This window comes from Leifsonia aquatica (assembly GCF_014190775.1).
GTDB classification, from domain to species: Bacteria; Actinomycetota; Actinomycetes; order Actinomycetales; family Microbacteriaceae; genus Leifsonia; species Leifsonia aquatica.
The window spans coordinates 1-25142 of the sequence record NZ_JACHVP010000007.1 but is presented as its reverse complement, the minus strand read 5'-3'; the positions used below and the strand labels follow the sequence as shown (position 1 = coordinate 25142).

26 protein-coding genes and 1 pseudogene are annotated in these 25142 nt (G+C 71.5%); 18 read left to right on the top strand and 9 right to left on the bottom strand.

Going from position 1 to position 25142, the window contains the following annotated elements:
- The first annotated feature begins 18 nt into the window (after window positions 1-18).
- Genes pdhA through FHX33_RS20655 form a run of 5 tightly spaced genes read left to right on the top strand, consistent with a single transcriptional unit; the run spans window position 19 to window position 4625 of the window.
- On the top strand, window positions 19-1095 hold the full coding sequence (pdhA, locus tag FHX33_RS20670; protein WP_183428931.1) for a pyruvate dehydrogenase (acetyl-transferring) E1 component subunit alpha: 1077 nt from the start codon (window positions 19-21) through the stop codon (window positions 1093-1095).
- The gene (locus FHX33_RS20665; RefSeq protein WP_021765201.1) at window positions 1092-2144 is read left to right on the top strand and encodes an alpha-ketoacid dehydrogenase subunit beta; all 1053 of its coding nucleotides are present in this window, start codon (window positions 1092-1094) and stop codon (window positions 2142-2144) included. The genes pdhA and FHX33_RS20665 overlap by 4 nt, the downstream gene beginning before the upstream one ends.
- Window positions 2141-3487: a dihydrolipoamide acetyltransferase family protein gene (locus FHX33_RS20660; RefSeq protein ID WP_183428930.1), complete on the top strand. Its 1347-nt coding sequence runs from the start codon at window positions 2141-2143 to the stop codon at window positions 3485-3487. Before FHX33_RS20665 ends, FHX33_RS20660 begins: the two co-directional genes overlap by 4 nt.
- A 4-nt stretch (window positions 3488-3491) precedes the next feature.
- A complete protein-coding gene (locus FHX33_RS22010) occupies window positions 3492-3623 on the top strand; it encodes a hypothetical protein (protein WP_021764726.1) in 132 nt (43 codons plus the stop codon).
- A gap of 51 nt (window positions 3624-3674) precedes the next feature.
- Window positions 3675-4625, top strand: a complete 951-nt coding sequence (locus FHX33_RS20655; RefSeq protein WP_183428929.1) for a DMT family transporter — start codon at window positions 3675-3677, stop codon at window positions 4623-4625.
- Here the strand turns inward: FHX33_RS20655 and FHX33_RS20650 are convergent.
- Both FHX33_RS20650 and msrB read right to left on the bottom strand, forming a co-directional pair.
- On the bottom strand, window positions 4609-5160 hold the full coding sequence (locus FHX33_RS20650) for a nitroreductase family protein (protein WP_021761186.1): 552 nt from the start codon (window positions 5158-5160) through the stop codon (window positions 4609-4611). The two genes, FHX33_RS20655 and FHX33_RS20650, sit on opposite strands and share 17 nt — an antisense overlap.
- Window positions 5157-5561 (bottom strand): peptide-methionine (R)-S-oxide reductase MsrB, encoded by a 405-nt coding sequence (gene msrB / locus FHX33_RS20645; protein ID WP_039921598.1) that lies wholly within the window; start codon window positions 5559-5561, stop codon window positions 5157-5159. Before msrB ends, FHX33_RS20650 begins: the two co-directional genes overlap by 4 nt.
- A 128-nt stretch (window positions 5562-5689) precedes the next feature.
- Here msrB and FHX33_RS20640 point away from each other — a divergent pair, with 128 nt between their 5' ends.
- The 5 genes from FHX33_RS20640 (at window position 5690) to FHX33_RS20620 (ending at window position 10089) form a co-directional block, all read left to right on the top strand.
- Window positions 5690-6037: a DUF3263 domain-containing protein gene (locus FHX33_RS20640; RefSeq protein ID WP_021761182.1), complete on the top strand. Its 348-nt coding sequence runs from the start codon at window positions 5690-5692 to the stop codon at window positions 6035-6037.
- A gap of 22 nt (window positions 6038-6059) precedes the next feature.
- Window positions 6060-6608 (top strand): LytR C-terminal domain-containing protein, encoded by a 549-nt coding sequence (locus FHX33_RS20635; protein ID WP_021761180.1) that lies wholly within the window; start codon window positions 6060-6062, stop codon window positions 6606-6608.
- Window positions 6609-6792: 184 nt separating this feature from the next.
- Complete coding sequence (locus FHX33_RS20630) at window positions 6793-6996, top strand: cold-shock protein (protein ID WP_021761178.1); 204 nt, start codon at window positions 6793-6795, stop codon at window positions 6994-6996.
- Between the two features lie 227 nt (window positions 6997-7223).
- Complete coding sequence (gene groL / locus FHX33_RS20625) at window positions 7224-8843, top strand: chaperonin GroEL (protein ID WP_021761174.1); 1620 nt, start codon at window positions 7224-7226, stop codon at window positions 8841-8843.
- Between the two features lie 184 nt (window positions 8844-9027).
- Window positions 9028-10089 carry a hypothetical protein gene (locus FHX33_RS20620; RefSeq protein WP_021761172.1) on the top strand — a complete coding sequence of 354 codons (1062 nt, stop codon included), beginning with the start codon at window positions 9028-9030 and terminating at the stop codon, window positions 10087-10089.
- A 230-nt stretch (window positions 10090-10319) separates the two neighbouring features.
- On the opposite strand, the gene FHX33_RS20615 is transcribed toward FHX33_RS20620, so the two are convergent.
- Window positions 10320-12044 carry a sensor histidine kinase gene (locus FHX33_RS20615; protein WP_021764909.1) on the bottom strand — a complete coding sequence of 575 codons (1725 nt, stop codon included), beginning with the start codon at window positions 12042-12044 and terminating at the stop codon, window positions 10320-10322.
- A 62-nt stretch (window positions 12045-12106) separates the two neighbouring features.
- A complete protein-coding gene (locus FHX33_RS20610; RefSeq protein ID WP_018191755.1) occupies window positions 12107-12799 on the bottom strand; it encodes a response regulator transcription factor in 693 nt (230 codons plus the stop codon).
- Window positions 12800-12903: 104 nt separating this feature from the next.
- On the opposite strand from FHX33_RS20610, the gene FHX33_RS20605 reads away from it, so the two are divergent.
- From FHX33_RS20605 to FHX33_RS20590, 4 genes are read left to right on the top strand one after another with little or no spacing between them, the layout of a single operon-like run.
- A complete protein-coding gene (locus FHX33_RS20605) occupies window positions 12904-14121 on the top strand; it encodes an NAD(P)/FAD-dependent oxidoreductase (RefSeq protein ID WP_021764910.1) in 1218 nt (405 codons plus the stop codon).
- A complete protein-coding gene (gene folP / locus FHX33_RS20600) occupies window positions 14108-15019 on the top strand; it encodes a dihydropteroate synthase (protein WP_021764911.1) in 912 nt (303 codons plus the stop codon). The genes FHX33_RS20605 and folP overlap by 14 nt, the downstream gene beginning before the upstream one ends.
- A complete protein-coding gene (locus tag FHX33_RS20595) occupies window positions 15012-15764 on the top strand; it encodes a pyrimidine reductase family protein (protein ID WP_021764912.1) in 753 nt (250 codons plus the stop codon). Before folP ends, FHX33_RS20595 begins: the two co-directional genes overlap by 8 nt.
- 28 nt (window positions 15765-15792) lie before the next feature.
- Window positions 15793-16653, top strand: coding sequence for an aminoglycoside phosphotransferase family protein (locus FHX33_RS20590; RefSeq protein WP_246397654.1), 861 nt, complete (start codon window positions 15793-15795; stop codon window positions 16651-16653).
- A gap of 224 nt (window positions 16654-16877) precedes the next feature.
- On the opposite strand, the gene FHX33_RS20585 is transcribed toward FHX33_RS20590, so the two are convergent.
- The 3 genes from FHX33_RS20585 to FHX33_RS20575 form a co-directional block, all read right to left on the bottom strand.
- Entirely contained in the window at window positions 16878-18521 is a 1644-nt protein-coding gene (locus FHX33_RS20585; protein WP_021764118.1) for a DNA repair helicase XPB, read from the bottom strand.
- Window positions 18522-18591: 70 nt separating this feature from the next.
- Window positions 18592-20487, bottom strand: coding sequence for a helicase-associated domain-containing protein (locus FHX33_RS20580; RefSeq protein ID WP_183428927.1), 1896 nt, complete (start codon window positions 20485-20487; stop codon window positions 18592-18594).
- Between the two features lie 23 nt (window positions 20488-20510).
- Window positions 20511-20807 carry a hypothetical protein gene (locus tag FHX33_RS20575; RefSeq protein ID WP_039920646.1) on the bottom strand — a complete coding sequence of 99 codons (297 nt, stop codon included), beginning with the start codon at window positions 20805-20807 and terminating at the stop codon, window positions 20511-20513.
- Between the two features lie 56 nt (window positions 20808-20863).
- Here FHX33_RS20575 and FHX33_RS20570 point away from each other — a divergent pair, with 56 nt between their 5' ends.
- A complete protein-coding gene (locus tag FHX33_RS20570; protein ID WP_021754477.1) occupies window positions 20864-21244 on the top strand; it encodes a cold-shock protein in 381 nt (126 codons plus the stop codon).
- Complete coding sequence (locus FHX33_RS20565; RefSeq protein ID WP_021754478.1) at window positions 21237-22046, top strand: DUF3027 domain-containing protein; 810 nt, start codon at window positions 21237-21239, stop codon at window positions 22044-22046. Before FHX33_RS20570 ends, FHX33_RS20565 begins: the two co-directional genes overlap by 8 nt.
- On the opposite strand, the pseudogene FHX33_RS21815 reads toward FHX33_RS20565, so the two are convergent.
- Together FHX33_RS21815 and serC are read right to left on the bottom strand one after the other, a co-directional pair.
- Window positions 22008-22145: pseudogene (locus tag FHX33_RS21815) on the bottom strand (DUF2530 domain-containing protein); the annotation flags it as partial. The gene FHX33_RS20565 and the pseudogene FHX33_RS21815 sit on opposite strands and share 39 nt — an antisense overlap.
- 8 nt (window positions 22146-22153) lie before the next feature.
- Window positions 22154-23269 carry a phosphoserine transaminase gene (gene serC / locus FHX33_RS20560; RefSeq protein WP_039920648.1) on the bottom strand — a complete coding sequence of 372 codons (1116 nt, stop codon included), beginning with the start codon at window positions 23267-23269 and terminating at the stop codon, window positions 22154-22156.
- A gap of 130 nt (window positions 23270-23399) precedes the next feature.
- On the opposite strand from serC, the gene FHX33_RS20555 reads away from it, so the two are divergent.
- Both FHX33_RS20555 and FHX33_RS21395 read left to right on the top strand, forming a co-directional pair.
- Window positions 23400-24095, top strand: coding sequence for an iron-dependent transcriptional repressor DtxR (locus FHX33_RS20555; protein WP_039920651.1), 696 nt, complete (start codon window positions 23400-23402; stop codon window positions 24093-24095).
- A 221-nt stretch (window positions 24096-24316) separates the two neighbouring features.
- Window positions 24317-25142, top strand: an 826-nt coding sequence (locus tag FHX33_RS21395; protein ID WP_221209772.1) for a C40 family peptidase, incomplete at its 3' end; no start/stop codon positions are given.

Genomic DNA, 25142 nt, shown 5'->3' with positions numbered 1-25142 from the left:
TCTTTCGAAGGAGAAACGATGCACTCGGACGATCTGCTGCCCGGCGACACCCCGCTGAGGCTCATCGACGAGGAGGGCTCGGGCCGCCCGCACGAGCACCACCCGTTCCCGACCGCCGACCGGCTGGTCGACGGCTACCGGCGCCTCGTGCTGGGCCGGCGGCTCAACGAGCAGGCCGACGCCCTGGTGCGCCAGGGCAAGCTCGCGGTCTACCCGTCGTCGTATGGGCAGGAGGCCGCCGAGGTTGCCGCCGCGCTGGTTCTCGGCGAGCAGGACTGGCTGTTCCCGACCTATCGCGACACCGTCGCCGTGATCACCCGCGGGGTCGATCCGTTCGAGGCGCTGCTGATGCTGCGCGGCGACTGGCACTCCGGCTACGACCCCCGCGAGCACAATGTCGCCCCGCAGGCGACGCCGCTCGCCACCCAGCTGCTCCACGCCGTCGGCTTCGCCCACGCCGCCCGCCTGCGCGGGGAGGACACGGTCGTCCTGGCCATGTGCGGAGACGGCGCCACCAGCGAGGGCGACTTCCACGAGGCGCTCAACTTCGCCGCGGTGTTCCACCTCCCGGTCGTCTTCCTCGTGCAGAACAACGGCTACGCGATCTCGGTGCCGCTCAGCCGCCAGACCGCGGCGCCGAGCATCGCGCACAAGGGCATCGGCTACGGGATGCGCGGCCGCCGCGTCGACGGCAACGACCTCGCCGCGCTGCTCGCCCTGCTGGGGGAGGCCGTGGACGAGGCGCGCGAGGGAGGCGGCCCGACGCTGGTCGAGGCCGTCACCTACCGGGTCAAGCCGCACACCAATGCCGACGACGCCACGCGGTACCGCACCGCCGACGAGGTGGAGCCGTGGCTCGCCCGCGACCCGCTGCTGCGGCTGCGCACCTGGCTCCAGGCGCAGGGCGCGCTCTCCGACGGCGACGATGCGGAGGCTCACGCGCACGCCGAGAGCGTCGCCGCGCGGGTCCGCGCCCAGCTCGTCGAGGAGGCGCAGCCGCATCCCGAAGACCTCTTCGCCCACGTCTACGCCACCCCCACCCCGCAGCTGCGCGAACAGGCGCAGCAGCTCGCCGCCGAGGAGGCCGCCCGATGACGCTCATGCACGACGCGCCCGCCGACCGCTCCGCCGGCGATCCCGACAACTCCGCCGAAGAGACCGGCCGCCAGACCCTCAGCATGGCGCAGGCCCTCAACCGTGCCCTCGCCGACGAGCTCGCAACCGACCCGAGCGTGCTCGTCTTCGGCGAGGACGTCGGACCGCTCGGCGGCGTCTTCCGCATCACCGACGGCCTCACCGCGCGCTTCGGCGAGAACCGCTGCTTCGACACCCCGCTCGCCGAGGCCGGCATCGTCGGCACCGCGGTCGGCATGGCCATGAACGGGATGCGGCCCGTCGTCGAGATGCAGTTCGACGCCTTCGCCTACCCCGCCTTCGAACAGATCGTCGACCACGTCGCCAAGATGGGCAACCGCACCCGCGGGGCCGTCCGGCTGCCGCTGGTCATCCGCATCCCCTACGCCGGAGGGATCGGCGGCGTGGAGCATCACTCCGACTCCTCCGAGGCGTACTACGCGCACACCCCCGGCCTCACGGTCGTCTCGCCCGCGACCCCCGCCGATGCGTACGGCCTGCTGCGCGCGGCCATCCGCCATCCTGACCCGGTCGTGTTCCTCGAGCCCAAGAAGCTGTACTGGGCGACCGGCGAGGTCGACACCGCCGCACCCCTGCCCGAGATCGGCCGGGCCCACATCGCCCGCGAGGGAACCGACGCCACGCTCATCGCCTACGGCCCCTCCGTCCCGGTCGCGCTCGCCGCGGCCGAGGCCGCCGCCGAGCAGGGTCGCAGCGTCGGGGTCATCGACCTGCGGAGCCTGGTGCCGTTCGACGACGAGACGGTGTGCGCTGCGGTGCGCGCCACCGGTCGCGCCGTCGTCATCGCCGAGGCGCCGGGATTCGCCAGCATGGCGAGCGAGATCGCCGCGCGCGTCTCGGAACGCTGCTTCCACCACCTCCTCGCGCCGGTGCGCCGTGTCACCGGCTTCGACACCCCGTTCGCCCCGCCGAAGCTCGAGTCCTTCTATCTGCCGAACGTCGACCGCGTGCTCGACGCGATCGACACCCTGCAGTGGGAGGACGCATGACCGCCCGGGTCTTCGCCCTCCCGGACCTCGGCGAGGGCCTCACCGACGCCGAGCTCGTCCGCTGGCTCGTCGCGAGCGGCGACACGGTCGTCGTCGACCAGCCGATCGCCGAGGTCGAGACCGCCAAGTCCGTGGTGGAGGTCCCGTCGCCGTTCGCGGGCGTCGTCGCGGCGCTGCACGGAGAGGAAGGCGAGACGATCGCGGTGGGCGCGCCGCTGCTGGAGGTGGAGGAGGCCGGAGCCCCGGCACCCGCCCCGGAGGCCGCAGTGCCCTCCGGCGGCTCCGGCCAGGTGCTCGTCGGCTACGGCACCACCGATGTGACGGGAGGCCGCCGGGCCCGCGTCTCCGGCGCCGCGACCGCGACCCTCGCGCCACCCGCACCCACGGCCCCTGGCGCCCCCGCGTCGCCGCGGATCGTCCCGGTGGTCTCGCCGGTGATCCGTGCGCTCGCGCGCAGCCACGGCGTCGACCTCGCGACCCTCCGCGCCTCCGGAGACGGTGGCGTCGTCACCCGCGCGGACGTGGAGGCCGCCTTCGCCGAACCGTCCCTTCCGCGGACAAGCGCCGACCCGGGTGCCGACCCCGGCACCGACCCGCGCACAGACTCCCGCACCGGGCTCACCGTGCGCGCGACCGAGCCGTTCTCGCGCTTCCGCCGCACCGTCGCCGAGACGATGTCGCGCAGCCGGGCCGAGATCCCCGAGGCGACCGTGTGGGTGGATGTCGACGCCACCGACCTCTGGAACGGCCGCCGCCGTCTCCGGTTCGACGGGCGCACCCCCTCGCTGCTCTCCTTCATCGCCCGCTTCGCCCTGGCCGCCCTCGCCCGCCGGCCCGAGCTGGCCTCCCGCGTCACCGCCGACGGCGGCGGCCTGGAGTTCTTCGACGGCGTCAACCTGGGCGTCGCGGTCGACACCCCGCGCGGTCTGGTCGTGCCCGCCGTGCGCCGTGCCGACCTCCTCTCGGTGCGGCAGCTCGACGGCGAGCTCGATCGCATCGCCCGCGCCGCACGCGACGGCTCCCTCGGCCCGGCCGAGCTCACCGGCTCCACCTTCACGATCAACAACTACGGCAGCCTCGGCGTCGACGGCAGCGCGGCCATCATCAACCATCCCGAGGTCGCCATCCTGGGCGTCGGACGGATGATCGAGCGCCCGTGGGTCGTCGACGGCGCGATCGTGCCGCGCCGCATCGCGCAGCTCTCGCTGGTGTTCGACCACCGGGTGACCGACGGCGGAGTCGCCGCCGGGTTCTTGCGCGACATCGCCGACGCGATCGAGTCGCCCCTCGGCGTGCTGGCCGACGCGCCGCCGCCGGGCGCTCCGGCCCCGGGCATAGGGTGAACGCATGACCGACGAGAAGAACACCGATAAGGGCGACGACTACGACCTCTCCGACGAGAAGCTGGTCGCCCCCGAGGAGAACATCGACTGGCTCCCTCACCCGGAGCCCACCGACGGCGAAGCCCCCGCCCCCTGATCCGCGAGAGCAGACGCGAGCGCAGACGCGAGCGCGGATAGTGTTGGGGGAGTGACCCCACGTACCTTCCCCCTCTGGCTGGCGCTCCTCATCGCGATGGTCTGCGGTGCGGGCGTCGCCCTCCAGTCCCGCATCAACGGGGAGCTGGGCCGGAGGCTCGACGACGGCTTCACGGCCGCCGCGATCTCGTTCGGCTCGGGTCTCGTCATCCTGCTCGCCGCCCTGGCCATCGCGCCCGCCGGCCGCCGGGGGCTGCGTCGCGTCCGTGACGCGCTCCGCGGCGGCGAGCTGCGCTGGTGGTACGTGTGCGGCGGCGCGGCGGGCGCCTTCCTCGTGCTCTCGCAGGGCCTCACCGCGGCCGTCCTCGGCGTCGCGCTCTTCACGGTCTCGGTCGTCGCCGGTCAGACCGTGAGCGGCCTGGTGCTCGACCGCATCGGGCTCGGCCCCGGCGGCCGCCGCCCGCTCACCCCCGCCCGCGTCGCCGGCGCGGTCATCGCGCTCCTCGCGGTCACCTGGGCGGTCTCGGCGCAGTTCGGCGGCAGCGTCCCCGTGTGGATGATGCTCCTCCCGCTCATCGCGGGCCTCGGGATGGGCTGGCAGCAGGCCGTCAACGGTCAGGTGCGCGTCGTCGCCGAGAGCGCGCTCACCGCGACCTTCATCAACTTCCTCGTCGGCACCACGGTGCTCGTCGTCCTGATGCTGGTCCACTGGGCGCTCGCCGGCCTCCCGAAGCCGCTGCCGACGGAGCCGTGGCTCTACCTCGGCGGCGCGATCGGCTGCGTCTTCATCGCGGGTGCCGCGCTGCTCGTGCGGGTGACCGGCGTGCTGCTGCTCGGCCTCGCGACCGTGGCCGGCCAGCTGCTGACGGCACTGCTGCTCGATCTGCTCGCACCGACCTCCGGTGCGCCCGTCGCGTTCTCGACGATCGGCGGCACGCTGCTCGCCATCGTGGCGGTCGGCGTCGCCAGCGTCCGCTGGGGCGCGCTCAGTCGAGCACGCTGAGGAAGCGCTCCGCGGCCAGCGGCTTGCGGTGCCCCTCCTTGCTCCCCGCGGGGATGCCGCCCACGTAGAGCCAGCCGAGCAGCCGCTCGTTCTTCTTCAGGCCGTGCATCTGATGGACGGCCTTCGCACGCGTCTGGTGACCGGTGCGCCAGATGACGCCCCAGCCCGCATCGTGCAGCAGCAGGCTCAGGATGTGCGCGACGCCGGATGCGACCGCGTCCTGCTCCCAGCCGGGCACCTTGCTGCTCTTCTTGCGGTCGGCGACGATCGCCAGCAGGAGCGGAGCGCGCAGCGGCTTCGTCGCGATCTTCTCGGCCTCCGAGCCGCGTGCCTTCGCATCCTTCGCGAACGCGCGGCCGAGACGCAGGCGGGCGTCGCCGCGCAGCTCGATCACCCGCCAGGGGTGCAGTGCGCTGTGGTCGGCGACGCGGCCCGCCGCGGCGACGAGCGTCAGCAGCTCCTCATGCGTCGGAGCGGCCTCCGTCACCCGGGAGTACGACCGCCGCGCGCCGACGCGGGCGGCGAGGTCGCTCATCCGGCGTCCGGGGTGAAGTTGAGCGAGATCGAGTTCATGCAGTAGCGGTCGCCGGTGGGGGTGCCGAAGCCGTCGGGGAACACGTGGCCGAGGTGCGAGCCGCAGTTGGCGCAACGGACCTCGGTGCGGACGACGCCGAGGCTGTCGTCCTCGAGCAGCTGCACGGCCTCCGGTCGCACCGACTCGTAGAAGCTCGGCCAGCCGCAGCCGCTGTCGAACTTGGTGCCCGACTTGAACAGCTCCGCGTTGCACGCCGCACAGGTGTAGAGGCCGGCGCGTCCCTCGTCGAGCAGCTCTCCGGTCCACGGCCGCTCGGTGCCGGCTTCGCGCAGCACCGCGTACTGCTCATCGCTGAGCTCCTCGCGCCACTGGTCGTCGGTCTTCTCGACCTGATAATCCATCGGGGGTGCCTCCATGCGGTTGGGTGGTCTGACTACACCCTAAACGGGCAGGAGGGGCGTCCTGTTCCCTGTTTCAGACGGCGACGTGCCGGGGCCAAACGGCCAACACACAGGACCTCCCGCCTAGGATGAGCGGCGAGCGTTCAACGGAAGGCGGCGGTTCGAGGGAAGGCGGCACGCGCGTGGCCGAGGCTGCAGAGCACCACGGGGCCGAGCCCCAGCGGTCCGGTCTGAGCGAGCGGGACGCCGCGATCCTCGCCTTCGAGCGCCAATGGTGGCGGCACGCCGGCGCCAAGGAGCAGGCCATCCGCGAGGAGTTCGGTCTGTCCGCCGCACGGTACTATCAGCTCCTCGGAGCCCTGATCGACCGCCCGGCTGCTCTGAAGCACGACCCGATGCTCGTCAAGCGGCTGCTCCGGCTCCGCGAGACGCGGCAGGCCGCCCGCCGGACCAGGGCGCTCCCGTCCGACGACTGACCCCCGAGGAAACCACCCCAAGATGGCAGAGAAGTTCCCCCGCGACCGGTTCGACGAGATCCCGGGCGACATCCAGCGCGTCGGCGCGCACCGTGCCCCTCGCCCCCGCGGCCGCGGCTGGATCGCGTTCGGCTGGGCGGCCCTGGCGACCGTCGTGCTCGTGGGCGCCGGGATCTTCGGGCTCTCGCTCGTCAACGGCGCCATCTCGTTCAACGGGTCCACCCCGTCGGGCTCGGCCACGCCCACCCCGACGCCGACTCCCACGCCCACCATCGTCCCCACCGTCGACCCCAGCCTGTCCGTCAACGTGCTCAACGGCACCGCGACCGCCGGGCTCGGCGGCAAGGTCGGCGATGTGCTCACGGCGGCGGGCTGGAAGGTCGGCGCCGTGGCCAACGCCGACATGACGGACCTGACCACGACCGTCGTGTACTACTCCGACCCCGCGAAGGAGGCGGCCGCCCTCGGCGTCGCGCAGTCGCTGCCCGGGGCGACCATCCAGAACACTCAGGACTTCGCAGACACGGGCGCCGACATCACGGTCGTCGTCGGCTCCGATTACACCGGCTGACGTCCCGCGGGACTCCCCGCGCTCCGGGACGACCCCGGATCCCTTTGTTTCCGGCGTGTTTAACTTTCGGCGGATTTGGTAACGGATTCACAAAAAAGCTGGCAATCACCCGTATAGCACGCATTATTATCGGTCCAACGCGCGGCGCTGGACCGCGCTTGCGACACAGCAATGGGAGTAATGCATGGCGAACGGAACCGTGAAGTGGTTCAACGCTGAAAAGGGCTACGGATTCATCACCGTCGATGGTGGGGGGCAGGACGTTTTCGTTCATTACTCCGCAATTGACATGTCCGGGTACAAGGTCCTCGAGGAGGGCCAGCAGGTCGTGTTCGAGGTCGGTTCGGGGAACAAGGGTCCCCAGGCCGAGTCGGTGCGCCTGGCCTAGAACCCAGCGATTCGACGAGAGGAGCGCCGCCCCGACGGGGCGGCGCTCTCCTGTGCGCGGGGCATCGACGCCCCGCGCACGCTCGTCCCGCCGTCACAGCGTGGTGACGCCTCCCTCCCTCGTCTTGCACTCGACCGCAGCGAGTGCCAGAATCGCTTTAGCACTCCATCTGATCGAGTGCTAATAGACCGAATCTTTCGCAGACGTCCGGGAGGGACGAGAAACACATGGCAAAGATCATTGCTTTCAACGAGGACGCGCGTCGCGGCCTCGAGCGCGGCCTGAACATCCTGGCCGACACGGTCAAGGTGACCCTCGGCCCGCGTGGTCGCAACGTCGTCCTCGAGAAGAAGTGGGGCGCCCCCACCATCACGAACGACGGCGTCTCCATCGCGAAGGAGATCGAGCTCGACGACCCGTACGAGAAGATCGGTGCGGAGCTCGTCAAGGAGGTCGCCAAGAAGACCGACGACGTCGCCGGTGACGGAACCACCACCGCGACCGTCCTCGCCCAGGCGCTCGTCAAGGAGGGCCTCCGCAACGTGGCCGCCGGCGCCGACCCCATCACGCTGAAGCGCGGCATCGAGAAGGCCGTCAAGGCCGTCACCGAGGAGCTCATCTCCAGCGCCAAGGAGGTCGAGACCAAGGAGGAGATCGCCGCCACCGCGTCCATCTCCGCCGGCGACAGCACCATCGGCGACATCATCGCCGAGGCGATCGACAAGGTCGGCAAGGAGGGCGTCGTCACCGTCGAGGAGTCGAACACCTTCGGCACCGAGCTCGAGCTGACCGAGGGCATGCGCTTCGACAAGGGCTACCTGTCGCAGTACTTCGTCACCGACCAGGACCGCCAGGAGGCGGTCTTCGAGGACCCGTACATCCTCATCGCCAACCAGAAGATCTCCTCGATCAAGGACCTGCTCCCGATCGTCGACAAGGTCATCCAGGCCAACAAGCAGCTCCTCATCATCGCTGAGGACGTCGACGGCGAGGCCCTCGCGACCCTGATCGTCAACAAGATCCGCGGCATCTTCAAGTCCGTCGCCGTCAAGGCTCCGGGCTTCGGCGACCGCCGCAAGGCCATGCTGCAGGACATCGCGATCCTCACCGGCGGCCAGGTCATCTCCGAGGAGGTCGGCCTCAAGCTCGAGAACGTCACCCTCGACCTGCTCGGTCAGGCCCGCAAGGTCGTCATCACCAAGGACGAGACCACCATCGTCGAGGGTGCGGGCGACCCGGAGCAGATCGCCGGCCGCGTGGCCCAGATCCGCAACGAGATCGACGCCACCGACAGCGACTACGACCGCGAGAAGCTCCAGGAGCGCCTCGCGAAGCTCGCCGGCGGCGTGGCCGTCATCAAGGCGGGCGCGGCCACCGAGGTCGAGCTCAAGGAGCGCAAGCACCGCATCGAGGACGCCGTCCGCAACGCGAAGGCCGCCGTCGAGGAGGGCATCGTCGCCGGTGGTGGCGTGGCCCTCATCCAGGCCGGCAAGCTCGCCTTCGAGAAGCTGGAGCTCGTCGGTGACGAGGCCACCGGTGCGAACATCGTCAAGGTCGCCATCGAGGCGCCCCTGAAGCAGATCGCGATCAACGCGGGCCTCGAGGCCGGCGTCGTGGTCGAGAAGGTCCGCAACCTCCCGGTCGGCCACGGCCTGAACGCCGCGACCGGCGAGTACGTCGACATGCTCGCTTCGGGCATCAACGACCCGGTGAAGGTGACCCGCTCGGCGCTGCAGAACGCCGCGTCGATCGCCGGCCTCTTCCTCACCACCGAGGCCGTCGTCGCCGACAAGCCCGAGAAGAACCCGGCTCCGGTCGGCGACCCGACCGGCGGCATGGACTTCTGAGTCCCGCCGCGTCGAGTCTTCTCACGCACTGACGCAGAGGGCGTCTCCCTTCGGGGAGGCGCCCTCTCGTCGTTTCGATACGGCACCGTTCTGCGTGCCGTGGATGCGCGATAGCGGTCGATGGATACCCTGGCCAGGAGAGCAGCGGCGGCACATGCACTGCGGAGAATACGACGGAGGATTCATGTCGGGGGCCCGCTTGATGGGTGTCACCGCGGTGGCCGCGGTTCTCGCACTGAGCGGTTGCTCCGCGCTCGGCATCCCGGTGCCGGGAGCGTCGACCTCCACCCCGACACGGACGGCCACCCCCGCCGCGTTCGCACTGGACTGCCCGGCCACCGTCAGCAGTGCCGATCTCAGCGTGCTCCTCGGCGCTGACGCCTCCGTCGTGGCGACTCCTCCCGGGATCACGCAGACGGTCGCTGCTGCCGGGCCGCTGGCGCTCCCGGCGGTCGGCGGCTCCTCCTGCCGCTGGAAGCACGGCGAGGACACGCTGACGGTTCAGGTCCTCCCGCATGCGGCTGCCGCCTGGAAGACGCTCTCCGAGGCGAATCCGAGCGTCGCCACGCCGGGAGCGGACTACGAGGGCGGGGTCTCGCTCGGCGGAAACTGTGCGCTGGCTCCCACGGTCTCCTGCCTGACCAACGTCCTCGTGGCGGATGCCTGGCTGTCCGTCGTCCTCGACACGTCGGCGCCCGGGCTCACCGAGGCCGGCTTCCACGACGTGGTGCAGCGGATGCTGCCGCCGGTCACGGCGGCGCTCGCGAAGGACCCGACGCCCCAGGCCGGAGCACCCCTCGACTGCGCTGCCGCCGACCTGCGCGCGGAGCTGCAAACCGCCTTCGCCCTCCCCGGCGTGACGACGTTGGCGGACGAGCCGACCTTCCGCATCGCCGACGGCGTCATCCTCGCGCCGGGGGTGACGCTCTGCCAGTTCCAGCCGACCGACGACAGCGGAACGGGAAGCGGCACCTACCTCGGCACCCTGTCGGTCCTCCCGGGCACCGCGGCCGCATACGAGCAGCTCCGCGCCGCCGTGCTCGCTCAGGACCCGAGCGCGCGCAGCGAGCTCATGACGGTCAAGGGCGACCAGGTCCCGGCCCTCGTCTGGAGCGGGACCGTGGAGGGCACGTCGTTCGCGTCCGTCGACGCGATGGTCGGGTCGCGCTGGGTCGAGTTCCATTCGAGCGATCCCGACGACACGCGCTCGCTCGCCATCGTCCAGTGGGTCGCCGCGAAGCTCTGATCGCGCGCGACTGCTGCGTCCCGGGACGACTGCGCCGCGTCGCCACGCCGCACACGTACCGTGCGACCGCAGTCGCCACCGCGACGGCGCCGGGTCGCGTTCGGCACGCCCCGAAACCGTCTGCGGCGGAGGCCGCGCAACTGCTGCGTCTCGGGACGACTGCGGCGCGTCGCCACGCCGCACACGTCCCGTGCGACCGCAGTCGCCGCCGCGGAGCGCGCGCGCCGCCCCTACGCCTGCAGCGGCTTCGGCGCGGCCGGAGAGCCCGCCAGCGGGAGCGTGACCCGGAACGTGGCGCCGCCGCCCTCGGTCTCCGAGACGTCGACGGTCCCGTTGTGCGCCGCCACGATCGACGAGACGATCGCGAGCCCGAGGCCGCTGCCGCCGGTCTCGCGGGCACGGGAGGTGTCGGCGCGCCAGAAGCGCTGGAAGATCTTCTCGCGGATCTGCGGCGGGATGCCCTCGCCGTGGTCGCGCACCTCCAGCGACGCCCGCTCGGTGCGGTGGTCGATCTGCACGGCGATCTCGATCGGGCTGTCCACCGGCGTGTACCGCAGGGCGTTGCCCATCAGGTTCGTGACGACCTGACGCAGCTTGTTCTCCTCCGCGAGCACGATGGCGGGCTCGGCGGGCGCCGGGTTCGCCAGCACGACCTTCTCCGTCGTCGTGATGGGGATCGGCTCGGTCCCGCGACGCGGACGACTCCGGCGCAGACGCGCGAGGGCGGATCCGGCGAACGCGATCGGCCCGGTCGCGTTCGAGACCTTGGCGGCGGATGCGCTCGACGGCAGCTCCGAGAGCGGCATCGGGACCGTGTCCAGCGTCGGCTCGTCCGGGTCGGTGGAGGGCACGGCGGCGGGCACGGGGTCCGGCGTGAGCACAGTGACGATGCGACCGGGTGAGCCGGCCATGGCATCCATCGCGGCGTCCTGCGCGATGCGCACGAGATCGACGGCGTGCAGGTCGAGCGGCTTGGCCTCGTCGAGGCGGGCGAGCTCCAGGAGGTCCTCCACGAGGATGCCCATCCGGATCGCCTCCTTCTCGATGCGCTCCATCGCCTGCCCGACGTCCTCGGGGGTCTGCAGCGCACCCATCCGGTATAGCTCGGCGTACCCGCGCACCGACACCAGCGGCGTGCGCAGCTCGTGGGAGGCGTCGCCGACGAAGCGCCTCATCTGGTCGATGGTGCGGGCGCGGTCGCTGAACGCGCGGTCGATCCGGTTCAGCATGGTGTTGAGGGAACGGTTGAGCCGGCCGACCTCGGTGTTCGGGGTCGCGCCGCCGAGGCGCTGGCTGAAGTCTCCGTCCGCGATCCGCGCGGCGGTCTGCTCCACCTCCCGCAGCGGCTGGAACGTCGTGGTCACGAGCATGCGCGTGAGCCCCGCGCCGACGATGATCACGATCACGCCGAAGCCCAGGAAGATCGCGAGGAAGCTCGCCATCACCGTGTCGATCTGCGTGGTCGTCGTCGCGACGATCGCCGTGCCGAGCGCGCCCGGGGGATTCGTCAGCGTCACCGTCTGCGCCAGGGCGCGGTAGGTGGTGCGACCGTCGTTGCTCTGCAGCGGGTACCCGCCGGCCGGCAGCTTCTTGCCGTCGGCGACACTGAGCGTCTCGGGCACGGCCGGGCGGTGCGAGGACGGGATGTTGGTCCAGTTGGTCTTGACCAGGTTCCCGTCCGCGTCGTACAGCGCCGCGAAGTAGTCCGACGGGCTGGCGTCCGACGCGATCTTCTCGCTGTCCGACGACGTCCCGTACAGGTACGTGTTCAGATACGACGCGCCCGACGCGGCCGAGAGCTGCGCATCCAGCTGGTCGAGCAGCACCGGCTTGAGCATCGACATGGTGCCGATGCCCGTCACGAGCAGCCCGAGCGTCAGCATGAGCACGGTGACACCCGTGATCTTCGTGCGCAGGGAGATCGCGTTCCAGCGGTCGAGCAGGCGTGAGTGCATCAGGCCGTCAGTCTACGCAGCGCATGCTGTGTGCCCCCGGTGCGCCGCAGCGCAGGCGGAGGTCACGCCTTGGCGGCCTTGAGCATGTAGCCGAAGCCGCGCTTGGTCTGGATGAGCGGCTCGCTGGAGTGCGCATCCACCTTGCGGCGCAGGTACGAGATGTACGACTCCACGATGCCCGCATCGCCGTTGAAGTCGTACTCCCAGACGTGGTCCAGGATCTGCGCCTTCGAGAGCACGCGGTTCGGGTTCAGCATCAGGTAGCGCAGCAGCTTGAACTCGGTCGGGCTGAGCTCGATGGGGGTGTCGCCCACGAACACCTCGTGGGTGTCCTGGTCCATCGTGAGCTCGCCGGCGCGGATGACGGCGTCCTCGTCGGCCTGCATGGTGCGGCGGAGGATGGCCTTGATGCGCGCGACGATCTCGTCGAGGCTGAACGGCTTGGTGACGTAGTCGTCGCCGCCGACCGTGAGGCCGGTGATCTTGTCCTCGGTGTCGTCCTTCGCGGTGAGGAACAGGATGGGCGCGGTGTAGCCCGCGCCGCGGAGTCGCTTGGTGACGCCGAAGCCGTTCATGTCCGGCAGCATGACGTCGAGGATGATGAGGTCTGGCTCCTCTTCGAGGACCGCGGAGATGGCCTGCGCGCCGTTCCCGACCGCGCGCACGGCGAAGCCGGCGAAACGGAGGCTCGTGGTCAGCAGATCGCGGATGTTCGGCTCGTCGTCGACGATGAGAATGCGTGGTCCTGCGTTCATGGTGCCTAGTATCTGCGCGGCGGCTGTGGCTTAGCTGTGAGCGCGTGGGGTGCGACCTACGCAAGGGTCTGGCGCCGACCGTGCGATCAGTGGATGCTGTGGACATGTCGAATCCCACCGTCGTCATCGCCGGGGCCGGGCTCGCGGGCGCGACCACCGCGGTCGAGCTGCGTGAGCGCGGGTTCGCCGGCCGCATCCTGCTGCTCGGCGCCGAGGAGCACCATCCGTACATCCGGCCGCCGCTCTCGAAGGAGTACCTGAAGGGCGAGGGGGATGTCGGCGACACCTACGTGAAGCCGGGGGAGTGGTATCCCGAGCACGACGTCGAGTTCATGCCGGGTACCGAGGCGGGCTCGTTCGACCCCGGCGCGCACGAGCTGTTCCTCACCGGCGGCGCGCGGCTCACGTACGACAGCCTGGTGCTCGCGACCGGCGCGCGGCCGCGCTCGCTCGACGTGCCCGGCAGCGGGGGCGGCGACGTGCTGAGGCTGCGGACGATCGAGGACAGCCAGCGGCTCTATGCGGCGCTGGAGGTCGGCGGCCGACGCGTCGTCGTCGTCGGCTCCGGGTGGATCGGGATGGAGGTCGCGGCCGCCGCCCGCGGCTACGGCAACGACGTGACCGTCGTCGGCCGGCAGAGCGTCCCGCTGGCGGGCGCCATCGGCCCCGTGCTCGGCGACGTGTTCGAGCAGCTGCACCGCGACCACGGCGTGCGGTTCGTGACCGGCGCCGTCGCGGCGGTCGAGGGAGGCGCCGGCCATGCCGTCGTGCTGGCCTCGGGTGAGCGCATCCCCGCCGATCTGGTGGTCGCGGGTGTCGGCGCCACCCCGGACGTGCTCGTCGCCGAGCGCTCCGGCCTCACCATCCAGAACGGCGTGCTCACCGACAAGGGGATGCGGACCTCCGTCGAGGACGTCTTCGCCGTGGGCGATCTCGCCAACCCCTACCTGCCCGCCATCGGCCGCCACCTGCGCAACGAGCACTGGGCCAACGCGATCGCGGGCGGCACCGTGGCCGCGCGCAGCATCCTGGGCGAGCGCGCGAGCTACGACGACATCCCGTACTTCTACTCCGACCAATACGATCTGGGCATGGAGTATTCGGGATACGCACCGCTCGCCGCGGACGCCCGCGTCGTCTTCCGCGGCGACGTCGATGCGCGCGAGTTCATCGCGTTCTGGCTGCGCGACGACCGCGTCGTGGCCGGCATGAACGTCAACGTGTGGGACGTGCAGGACGACATCCAGCGCCTCATCCGCTCCGGCGACCGCCTCGATCCCGCCCGCCTGACGGACGAGAGCGTGGACCTTGCCGCGCTCTGAGCCCTATCTGCCCCCGCTCCGCGTGCCCGTCCGCACCATCGGCGAGCGCACCTTCGACTTCTCGCGGCAGGTCGCCGTCATGGCGGTCGTGAACCGCACGCCCGACTCCTTCTACGACCAGGGGCGCACGTACGCGCTGGAGGCCGCCGTCGATGCGTGCTTCGAGGCCGTCGCGCTCGGCGCGGACTGGGTCGACATCGGCGGCGCCCCGTTCGCGCCCGGCGACCCCGTCCCCGTCGAGGACGAGATCGAGCGCGTCACGCCGGTCGTGAGCCGGCTGCGCGAGGGGTCCGACGTCGTCATCTCGGTCGACACCTTCCACGCGCGGGTCGCGCGCGCCTCCATCGACGCAGGGGCCACCGTCATCAACGACACGACCGGGTTGAGCGATCCCGACCTCGCCCGCGTCGTCGCCGACAGCGCGGCGACGCTCGTCATCACGCACAGCCTCGCCGAGCCGCGCACGGTCTACCCGCGGCCGCAGTACGGGGATGTCGTCGCCGAGGTGTCCGCGTTCCTGCTCGACCGCGTCGACCGGGCGCTGGCCGCCGGGGTGCCGGAGGAGCGGATCATCATCGACCCCGGCCACGACCTGAACAAGAACACCCTCCACTCGCTCGAGCTCACCCGCCGGCTCTCCGAGTTGGCCGACCTCGGCTACCCGGTGCTCGCCGCCGTCTCGAACAAGGACTTCATCGGCGAGACCCTGGATGCTCCGCGCAGCGCCCGGCTGGAGGGATCGCTCGCCGCGGCCGTCGTCTCGATCGTCAATGGGGCCCGGATCATCCGGATGCACGACGTGCACGCGTCGGTCGCCGCCACCCGGATGACGGAGGCCATCCTCGGCCTGCGCGCCCCCGCCTACCTGAAGCACAACATGGGAGACGCGAATGAGTGACGCCGCCATCGGGCGCCTGTTCCCCGCACCCGCGCAGGACGCGCTGAGCGACGACGAGCTCTCGGCTCTCTACGACCTCCCGACGCGCTCGCCCTGGGTGCGCGTCAACTTCGTGAGCAGCGTGGACGGTGCCGCCACCGTGCAGGGTCTGTCCGCCGGGCTCGGCGGCGACGCCGACCACCGCGTCTTCGACCTGCTGCGTCGCCTCTGCGACGTCGTCGTGGTCGGCGCGGGCACCGTGCGCGCAGAAGGCTACGGACCGATGCGCGTCGACCGCGCCTCCCAGCGCGCCCGGGTCGCGGCCGGTCTGACCGATCAGCCCGTGTTCGCGCTGGTCTCGGCCGGACTCGACCTCGACCCCGCCAGCCGGATCTTCACCGACGCCCCGGTGCGGCCGATCGTGATCACCGCCGAGACCGCGCCAGCCGAGAAGCGCGACGCCCTCGCCGCCGTGGCCGACGTGCTCGTCTGCGGCGTCGACCGGGTCGACCCCGCCGCGATGGTCGCCGCGCTCGCGGAACGCGGTCTGGGCCGCATCCACTGCGAGGGAGGCCCGCACCTCTTCGGCGACGTGATCGCCGCCGGCGCCGTCGACGAGCTGTGCCTGACGGTCAGTCCGACTCTCGTGGCGGGCACCGCCTCCCGGATCGCGACGGGAGCGACCCCCGAGGTGCCGCCCGAGCTGCGGTTGGCGCACGTGCTCCAGAGCGAGAGCACCCTGCTGCTGCGGTATGTCCGGCCCTGAGCCGGGAGACGCGCCGGACGCGCCGCCCATGATCGACACGGCGCTCGTGCGACGGCTCGTCGACGCGCAGTTCCCGCAGTGGCGCGACCTCCCGATCACCCCCGTCGAGCACGACGGCTGGGACAACCGCACCTTCCGGCTCGGGAGCGAGCTGAGCGTGCGCCTCCCGAGCGCCGCAGGCTACACCGGCCAGGTCGCGAAGGAACACGAGTGGCTGCCGCGGCTTGCCTCCCGGCTGCCGTTGCCCATCCCGCAGCCGGTCGCCGCGGGCGTGCCCGGCGAGGGGTACCCGTTCCCGTGGTCGGTGTACCGCTGGCTCGCCGGCCGGCCGCTCGCACTCGCCCGCGACGAGGCGGACGGGGTGGAGGCCATCGCGCTCGCCCGGGACATCGGCGCCTTCCTGGTCGCCCTCCGCGGAGTGGATGCGACCGACGGCCCCGCGCCCGGCCCGCACAACTTCTTCCGCGGTGCCCCGCCCGACGTCTACGGCGAGGAGGCGCTCGCGGCGATCGCGCTGCTCGGCGACCGTGCGCCGGCCGCGCGCGCCATCTGGGAGCGGGCGACCGCGTCGCGCTGGGAGGCCGCGCCCGTCTGGTTCCACGGGGACGTCGCCGAGGGCAACCTCCTCGTCGACTCCGGTCGCCTGAGCGCCGTCATCGACTTCGGCACCTCCGGCGTCGGCGACCCCGCCTGCGACCTCGTCCCCGCCTGGACCATGTTCGACGAACCCGCACGCACAGCGTTCCGCGACGCCGTCGCGCTCGACGACGCCACCTGGGCGCGCGCCCGCGGCTGGGCACTCTGGAAGGCCGCCATCACCCTCCGCGACCACCCCGCCGACCCCGGCTCCCGCACCACCCTGCGTCGCCTCCTCGCCGACCCGGCCTGACCTGACCCGTCCTGACGCGTCCCGGCCACCTGATGGTCGCGGCACGGTGTCGCTACCGGAGGAGATCCACCCCCTCGCCCTCGAAATCGCCTACCGACGGCCGTGGCTAACGGAGGGAGTGGGCGCGCAGCGACGGCGTGTCGGCAGGGAAGGGAGGAGAGGCGGACCAGCATGAGCCGCGATGTCCTCCGGTAGCCACGCCCTGCGCGCGCCCGGAAACGCCTCTACGCCGCCTGCAGCGTGTGCGCGTCCAGGATCGTGTACGAGTACCCCTGCTCGGCCAGGAACCGCTGCCGGTTCTGGGCGAAGTCCTGGTCGACCGTGTCCCGCGAGACCAGCGTGTAGAAGTTCGCCGACAGTCCCGACTCCTTCGGGCGCAGGAGGCGGCCGAGACGCTGCGCCTCCTCCTGTCGCGAGCCGTATGAGCCGGAGACCTGGATGGCGACCGTCGCCTCCGGGAGGTCGACCGAGAAGTTCGCGACCTTGCTGACGACCAGCACCTGCGTGCGCCCCTCGCGGAACTCCTGGTACAGCCGCTCACGCTCGTCCACCGGCGTCGCGCCCGTGAGCTGCGGCGCGCCCAGCGCCTCGGCGAGCTCGTCGATCTGGTCGAGGTACTGGCCGATCACGAGGATGCGCTCGCCCGCGTGCCGGTCGACGAGCTGCCGCACGACGTCCAGCTTGGCCGGGGCCGTCGCCGCGAGGCGGTAGCGCTCGTCGTCCGCGGCGGCCGCGTAGCTGAGCCGCTCGGAGGCGGGGAGGTCGATGCGCACCTCGTAGCAGGCGGCGGGGGAGATGAAGCCCTGGGCCTCGATCTCCTTCCACGGCGCGTCGAAACGCTTGGGACCGATGAGGCTGAAGACGTCGCCCTCGCGGCCATCCTCGCGCACGAGTGTCGCGGTGAGACCGAGGCGGCGGCGGGCCTGCAGCTCGGCGGTCAGCTTGAACACCGGCGCGGGCAGGAGGTGCACCTCGTCGTAGACCACGAGCCCCCAGTCGAGCGCGTCGAGCAGAGCCAGGTGGGCGTACTCGCCCTTCCGCTTGGCAGTGAGGATCTGGTAGGTCGCGATCGTGACCGGCTTGACCTCCTTCACCTGCCCGGAGTACTCGCCGATCTCGTCTGCGGTGAGCGTCGTGCGCTTGAGCAGCTCGTCGCGCCACTGCCGCGCCGACACCGTGTTGGTGACGAGGATGAGTGTCGTGGTCTTGGAGGTCGCCATCGCCCCCGCGCCGACGAGCGTCTTGCCCGCGCCGCAGGGCAGCACGACGACGCCCGAGCCGCCGTCGAAGAAGTTCGTAACCGCCTTGCGCTGGTAGTCGCGCAACGCCCAGCCGTCCTCGATCAGGCCGATGTCATGCGGGGTGCCGGGGGTGTAGCCGGCGAGGTCCTCGGCGGGCCAGCCCAGCTTCACCAGCTCCTGCTTGAGCTGCCCGCGCGCCCACGCCTGCACGGCGAACGTCGTGTCGCCGCGGCGCTCGAGCAGCAGCGGCGCGATGCGCTTGGCGCTCGCCACCTCGGTGAGCACGGCCAGGTCGTCCGACCGCAGCACCAGCTCGCCCTCGTCGTCGCGCGCGATCGCGAGGCGGCCGTAGCGGCCGACGGTCTCCGCCACATCCACCGACACCGTCTGCGGGATGGGGAACTTCGAGTACCGCTCGAGCGTGCCCAGCATGTCCTCGGCCGTGTGGCCCGCGGCGCGCGCGTTCCAGAGCCCGAGCCGGGTGATCCGGTAGGTGTGGATGTGCTCGGGGGCGCGCTCCAGCTCGGCGAAGACGGCGAGATCGTGGCGGGCGTCCTCGGCATCGGGGTGGGCGACCTCCAGCAGGACGGTGCGGTCGCTCTGGACGATCAGGGGGCCATCGGACATAACCGCTGAGTCTACGCCGCGCGGCTGGCCATCATGCTGGGCGCCCGCCCGTCACGCCGGAGGCCGCCCGTCACGCCGGGCGCACGCCCTTCACGCTCGACAGCGGCAGCGTCCGCTCGATGTCGGCCGCTCGATCCCGCCCGCGGAGGCGCCCTCCGCCGACCCCGGTCGGCTCGAGAAGGTAGTCCACCGTGCGCCCGTCGGGCATCGCGACCTCCACGATCACCGTCTGGCGGGCGCGCACGGCCTGCTCCAGCTGACGCGCGAGCCACTGCTCGCCGGTGTCGTCCGTCGCCGCCTCGTCGACCGCGCGCAGCCGCTCGACCAGTTCGCGGTCCTGGTCGCGGGAGGCCACGGGATGCGGATGCGCGTACCGCTGCCGTCGCAGGGCCACGGGCACCCCGTCGTCGTTCTCGGCGACCACCGGGTAGCGCGCGTCCGAGAGCGCCCAGAACACGACATCCCGCGGGAACCGGCTGTGCAGCTCGTCCGCGTGCGCCGGGGTGAGTCGCAGCGACGACAGCGACTGGTCGACCTGGATCGTGCGCAGCAGTGTGGTGTCGGCCGAGTGGATGGCGCTGCGGGCATCCCCTTCGTCCACGGTCCGCACCCGCACGCGGCCGTGCCGCTCGGTCACGTCGGTGATCAGGTAGTCCAGCGGCTGGGGGAGGCCGGTGAGCGAGATCCCGGCCAGGAAGTCCCGGATGCTCGCCGCCGATTCGCCAGCCGTGATCGCCCGGTCGAGGGTGGCGGGCGAGAAGCGGAACGTCGACGCTAGCGCGCGACTCTCGAGGTCGGCCATCCCGCGCAGCCGCGCCTCCAGATCGGGCGCGAGCGGTCCGGGGGAGATGACGGTGAGGTCGTGCTGCAGGTAGACCCCGCGCACCTGGGCGGGGAAGGCGGGCGTCAGCAGAGTAGCCGCGGCCTCGGGCCCGTCCTCCACCAGCTCGGTACCGGCGCTGGAGGGGGCACCGGAGGCCGTGACGCCAAGCCACTCGGCGTCACGCAGGTGCGCATCCACCCGCTGCTGCGCCTGCTCTGGCGCGGCCGGATACAGCCAGGCGACGTGCTCGCGCAGGCTGTCGCCCCAGGACGCGCGGCTGCGGGCGGCCACGAGCGCGCGCAGATCGTCCGGCAGCGCGTCGAGCCAGGCCGCCACGAGGGCGCGCCAGCGTTCGGGGGTGGAGGCGTGGAGCCACTCGGCCGCGGGTTCGGCGGCCAGCCAGACGCTGTCCTCCACGGCGGCGAGCCCGGCGCGGGAGGCGACCGAGAGGGCGGTGGGGACAACGGACGCGTCCACCGCGAGCGCTTCGGCGATCCGCTTGACCGCGGGCAGGGCGAGGCCGCCGCGCTGCAGCTCCCGCGCGCCCTCCCGCGACAGCTCGGCCAGCAGCTCCGAGACCGCGACGACCGCGTCGAACGCGCGGTCGGCCGCGAGCCGGTCGGTGAAGCGGCGTTCGGTGTCCGGCACGGGCGCGAGCGCGGGCGGGGGAGCGGTGTGCAGGAGGTCGTCGGGCGAGGGGAGGTCCGCCTCCGGCCACGCGGTCAGCCGCGCGTAGACGGCGTCGTAGCCGGTGAAGCCGCGAGGCCCGGCCTCCTGGTCGTCGTCATCCGTACCCTCGGAGGCCGCAGGCTGTGCGAGCAGCAGGCCGCCCAGCGCCTCCACCGCCGACTCGACCGCCGGCACGGTCAGACCCGCGGTCGCCGGCTCTGCGGCGAGTTGCGCGGCGATGGCCTCCGCCGTGAGCGGTGCCTCCGCGCGCCCCAGCGCGATCAGCACGGCGAGCCGCGTGCGGTCGAGGCCGACCAGTGCCCGCTGGACCGATTCGGCATCCAGCAGCGCCTCGGCCAGGTCGAAGAAGTCGGAGACCCCCGCCCGCCGGATGCTGCGGCGGTGCAGGGAGGAGATGAGCGCGTCGTCTCGGAGCGCTCGCAGACGCGCCGCCAGAGCGAGCGTCGTCGTCATCGCGGCGGTCCGCGGTCGCTCGGCTAGCGCCGGCCCTTGGGGTCCAGGGCCTTGGCGGCCTTCGCCGCCTTGCTGCGCTGGCGGCCCACCACGATGATCAGCGCGATGATGAGCACGAAGGCGATCGGGAGGGCGATCAGCGGGAAGACGAACACCGCCGGCCACAGCCCCTCTCCCGATCCCTGCTGCGCGAAACCGCCCACAGCGGTGCCGATCAGGATGGCCGCGATGCAGACCAGAGAGACGATCACGAGCGCCGCGATGATGTACGAGAGGACGCGCTGCACACGAGATGCGGGCGCTGGGGTCTGCTGGGTCACGAAATCAAGGATAATTGAGGTTGGTCATTCGATCCCCCATGTGAAGTGAGGTTCCCATGCCAACCGGCAAGGTCAAGTTCTACGACGATGAGAAAGGCTTCGGCTTCATCAGCGCCGACGACGGTCAGGAGGTCTTCCTGCACGCCTCCGCGCTGCCCGCCGGCGCCGTCGTCAAGGCGGGATCGCGCCTCGAGTTCGGCATCGCCGACGGCAAGCGCGGTGCGCAGGCGCTGTCGGTCCGCGTCCTCGAGACGCCCCCGAGCCTCGTGAAGATGAAGCGCAAGTCGGCCGACGACATGGCGATCATCGTGGAGGATCTGGTGAAGCTCCTCGACGGCATCGGCTCCAACCTGCGTCGCGGCAAGTACCCCGACAAGCAGCACGGCGCGAAGATCGCCGCTGTGCTGCGGCGCGTTGCGGACGACCTGGATGCCTGACACCGGCATCGAGGATCTGCTGGCGGCCGAGCCGCTCGCCCGCCGCGCGCTCGCGGAGATCACCCCCGAGTCGACGGTCGGCGCTGCCGCCGGCCACGTCGTCGAGGGCGAGGGCGTCGTCTCGCTGCTGTTCGAGAGCAATCTCGCCGGCTACCCGGGATGGCGCTGGACCGTCACCGTCGGCCGTGCCGACGAGGACGCCGCGCCCACCGTGCTGGAGGCCGAGCTGATGCCCGCCGACGGCGCGCTGCTCGCGCCCGACTGGGTGCCGTGGTCCGAGCGTCTCGCCGACTACCAGGCGGCGCAGGAGGCCCTCGCGGCCGAGGCAGCTGCTGCGGGTGAGGGCGAGGACGACGAATCCGACGAGGACGAGTCCGACGAGGACGACGACGCCGAGTCGGATGACGACGCCTCCGACGAGGATGACGACGACTTCGACGACGAGTCCGACGAGGACGACGATCGCGACGTGCACGACCTGCACGGCGACGACGACCTCGACGGTGTCGACATCGACAGCCTCCACGCCGAGGACGCGGATGCGGACGACGCGGAGGACGCCGACGATGACTCCGACGATTCCGACGTCGACGACGACGCCGACGTGGATGCCGATCTCGACCTCCCGGCCGAGGAGGCCGCCGCGCTCGAGGAGCCGACGGCGCTGGCCGAGGCCGAGTCAGCCGCGCTTGCGCCGGGTGCCGGTGAGGTAGGCGAGTCCGGCGACGCCGAGGGCGAGGCCGACGACGACGGTCCAGATCCAGACGTCCGGGGCGAAGAGCAGCACGGGGACGAACGCTAGGACCCACAGCGCGAGACCGACCAGGACGGCCCGCCGATCATCCGTCTTCGCGGGTGTCGGATCGGGCCGTCTCTCGTCGTCTCGGAGCCAGAGCCGCATGGCGGTGCTCAGCCCAGCCGCTCCACCACGTACTCGACGCAGCCGATGAGCGCGCGCACGTCCGACGGCTCGATGGCCGTGAACGTCGCGATGCGCAGCTGGTTGCGGCCGAGCTTGCGGTAGGGCTCGGTGTCGACCACGCCGTTGGCGCGGAGCGTCTTCGCCACCGCGGCGGCGTCGATGCTGTCGTCGAAGTCGATCGTCACGACGACCTGCGAGCGGTGCTCGGGGTCGGCGACGAATGGGGTCGCGTAGTCCACGCCGGCGGCCCACGTGTAGAGGGCATCGGACGACTCGCGGGTGCGGGCGTCGGCCCAGGCGAGACCGCCGTTGCCGTTCATCCACTCGATCTGGTTGTCGAGGAGGGCGAGGGTCGCGACGGCCGGGGTGTTCAGCGTCTGGTTGAGGCGCGAGTTGTCGATCGCGTTCTTGATGCTGAGGAACTCGGGGATGTAGCGGCCGCTCGCGGCGATGCGCTCGACGCGCTCGATCGCGGCGGGGGAGAAGAGGGCGAGCCAGAGGCCGCCGTCCGACGCGAAGTTCTTCTGCGGCGCGAAGTAGTAGACGTCGGCCTGCGACGCGTCGATGTCGACGCCTCCCGCAGCGCTCGTTGCGTCGATGACCGTGAGCGCGCCGGCGTCGCCGTTCACGCGGGTGACCGGCGCCATCACGCCGGTGGAGGTCTCGTTGTGCGGCCAGGCGTAGACGTCGACGCCCTCCACGACCTCCGCGGTGCTGCGGGATCCGGCGGCCGCCTCGATCACGTGCGGGGCGTCCAGCCACGGCGCGGCCGCGGCCTTGGCGAACTTGCCGCCGAACTCGCCGAAGACGAGGTTCTGGCTGCGCTTCTCGATGAGGGAGAACGCCGCGGCGTCCCAGAAAGCGGTGGAGCCGCCGTTGCCGATGACGACCTCGTAGCCCTCCGGCAGGCGGAACAGGTCGGAGAGGCCCTGGCGGACGCTGCCGACGAGGTTCTTGACCGGTGCCTGGCGGTGGGAGGTGCCCAGCAGCGCCGCGCCCGGGCCGGCCAGGTAGGCGAGCTGCTCGGGGCGGACCTTGGACGGGCCGCAACCGAAGCGGCCGTCGGCGGGCAGGAGGTCAGTGGGAATGGTCACATCCGGCATAAAGAGAGTGTATTGGCTGTTGGATAGCGCGGAGGGCCGCACGGGCCCCATCGACGCGCCTGCACGTTTCTGTCATCGGCAGCAAGTAGGCTCTAGTGCGACATTCGCGTGCCTGCAAGTGGAGGGGTTCATGACCGATCTGATCGACACGACCGAGATGTACCTTCGCACCATCTTGGAGCTCGAGGAGGACAACATCGTCCCCCTGCGGGCGCGCATCTCCGAGCGCCTCGGCCACTCCGGTCCCACGGTCTCGCAGACCGTCGGACGCATGGAGCGCGACGGCCTCGTCGTCGTCTCCGGCGACCGCCACCTCGAGCTCACCGAGGAGGGCCGCCGCAAGGCCGTCAACGTCATGCGCAAGCACCGCCTCGCGGAGCGTCTGCTCAGCGACGTGATCGAGCTCGAGTGGGAGTACGTCCACGAAGAGGCCTGCCGCTGGGAGCACGTCATGAGCGAGCAGGTCGAGCGCAAGCTGCTCACCATGCTCGGCCACCCGACGGAGTCGCCCTACGGCAACCCCATCCCGGGCCTCGGCGATCTGGGCGATCTCGGCACCACCGAGGCCGCCACGCAGAACCTCGTGAACCTGGTCGACGTCGTGCGCGGCTCCGACTCCGGGGTGACTGCCAGGATCCGCCGCCTCGGCGAGCCCGCGCAGGTCGACCCCGAGCTGCTGCTGCAGCTCAAGCAGGCCGGTGTGTTCCCCGGCTCGACCGGCACTTTCTCTGCCGCCGGCTCGTACGTCGGCGTGCAGATCGAGGGCTTCGAGACCGGCCTGGAGCTGCCCAACGAGCTCGCCGCCCACATCTTCGTCGAGGCCTGAGTTCCGTTACCAGTTCGTTAAAAAAGCTCCGAAAAGATGTGACAAACGGGTAACCGTCCCGTAGTCTCTTACGAGTCCGAACGGGCCACAACCGGCCCACCAGGACCCGAACCGGGACGCTCCACACCCCCTGAACCCGTCTCCCGGTTCGTGAAGCCGAAGCCAATTCGCATCGGGCGGGGGCAGCCACCCTAGGGCTGCCGGAGCGCAGGAGGATGCACTTGGCCAACTCGAGTACGCCCGGCCCTGCCCAGGACCGCACGAGCACCGAAGCCACACCGACGACCGCCGCGACCGGCACCCCCGCCGACTCCGCACTGGTCTCCCGCCGCTCGCTCCGCGCTGAGCGCACCGCGCAGGCTGCCGCCCCGCAGCGCACGAGCACCGCCGCCCGTGCCGCCGCTCCGGCAAAGCCCGCCGCATCCTCGTCGTCCGGCGGTTCCGCCTCCACCGGCTCCTCCGCCGTCGTGAAGAAGACCCCCGCCAAGAAGCGCAAGGGCGGCTGGGCCATCAACGTCGCCGTCATGACCGTCGCGACCGGCATCATCGCCACCATGTCGCTCCCCGCCTTCGCCTTCAACCCGGACAACGCCGAGGGCTCGGCCTTCGGCCCCTCCGCGGCCGACAGCATGAAGAAGGCCCAGTCGCAGACCGTCGAAGTCGGCACCACGGTCGCCTCCACCGCCGTTGCCCGCGACGCCGCCTCCGCCACCACCGAGGAGCAGCTCGCCACGCAGAAGGCCGCTGCTGCCGCCGAGGCCGCCCGTCAGCGGGCCGCCGTCACGCTGACGAACTACGCGAACAGCTACTCCGGCCCCTCCGTCTCCGACTTCCTGGCCAACCCGCCCTACCCGAACTTCAGCCTCGACTCCGTCTTCTCGGTGGCCCAGCAGTACATCGGCACCCCGTACGTCTTCGGTGGCGCGTCGCCCGCCGGTTTCGACTGCTCCGGGTACGTGCAGTTCGTGTACGCCCAGTTCGGTGTCTCCCTCCCGCACTCCGTGTCGGGTCAGGCTGCGGCCGGCAAGCGCATCTCCATCGAGGACG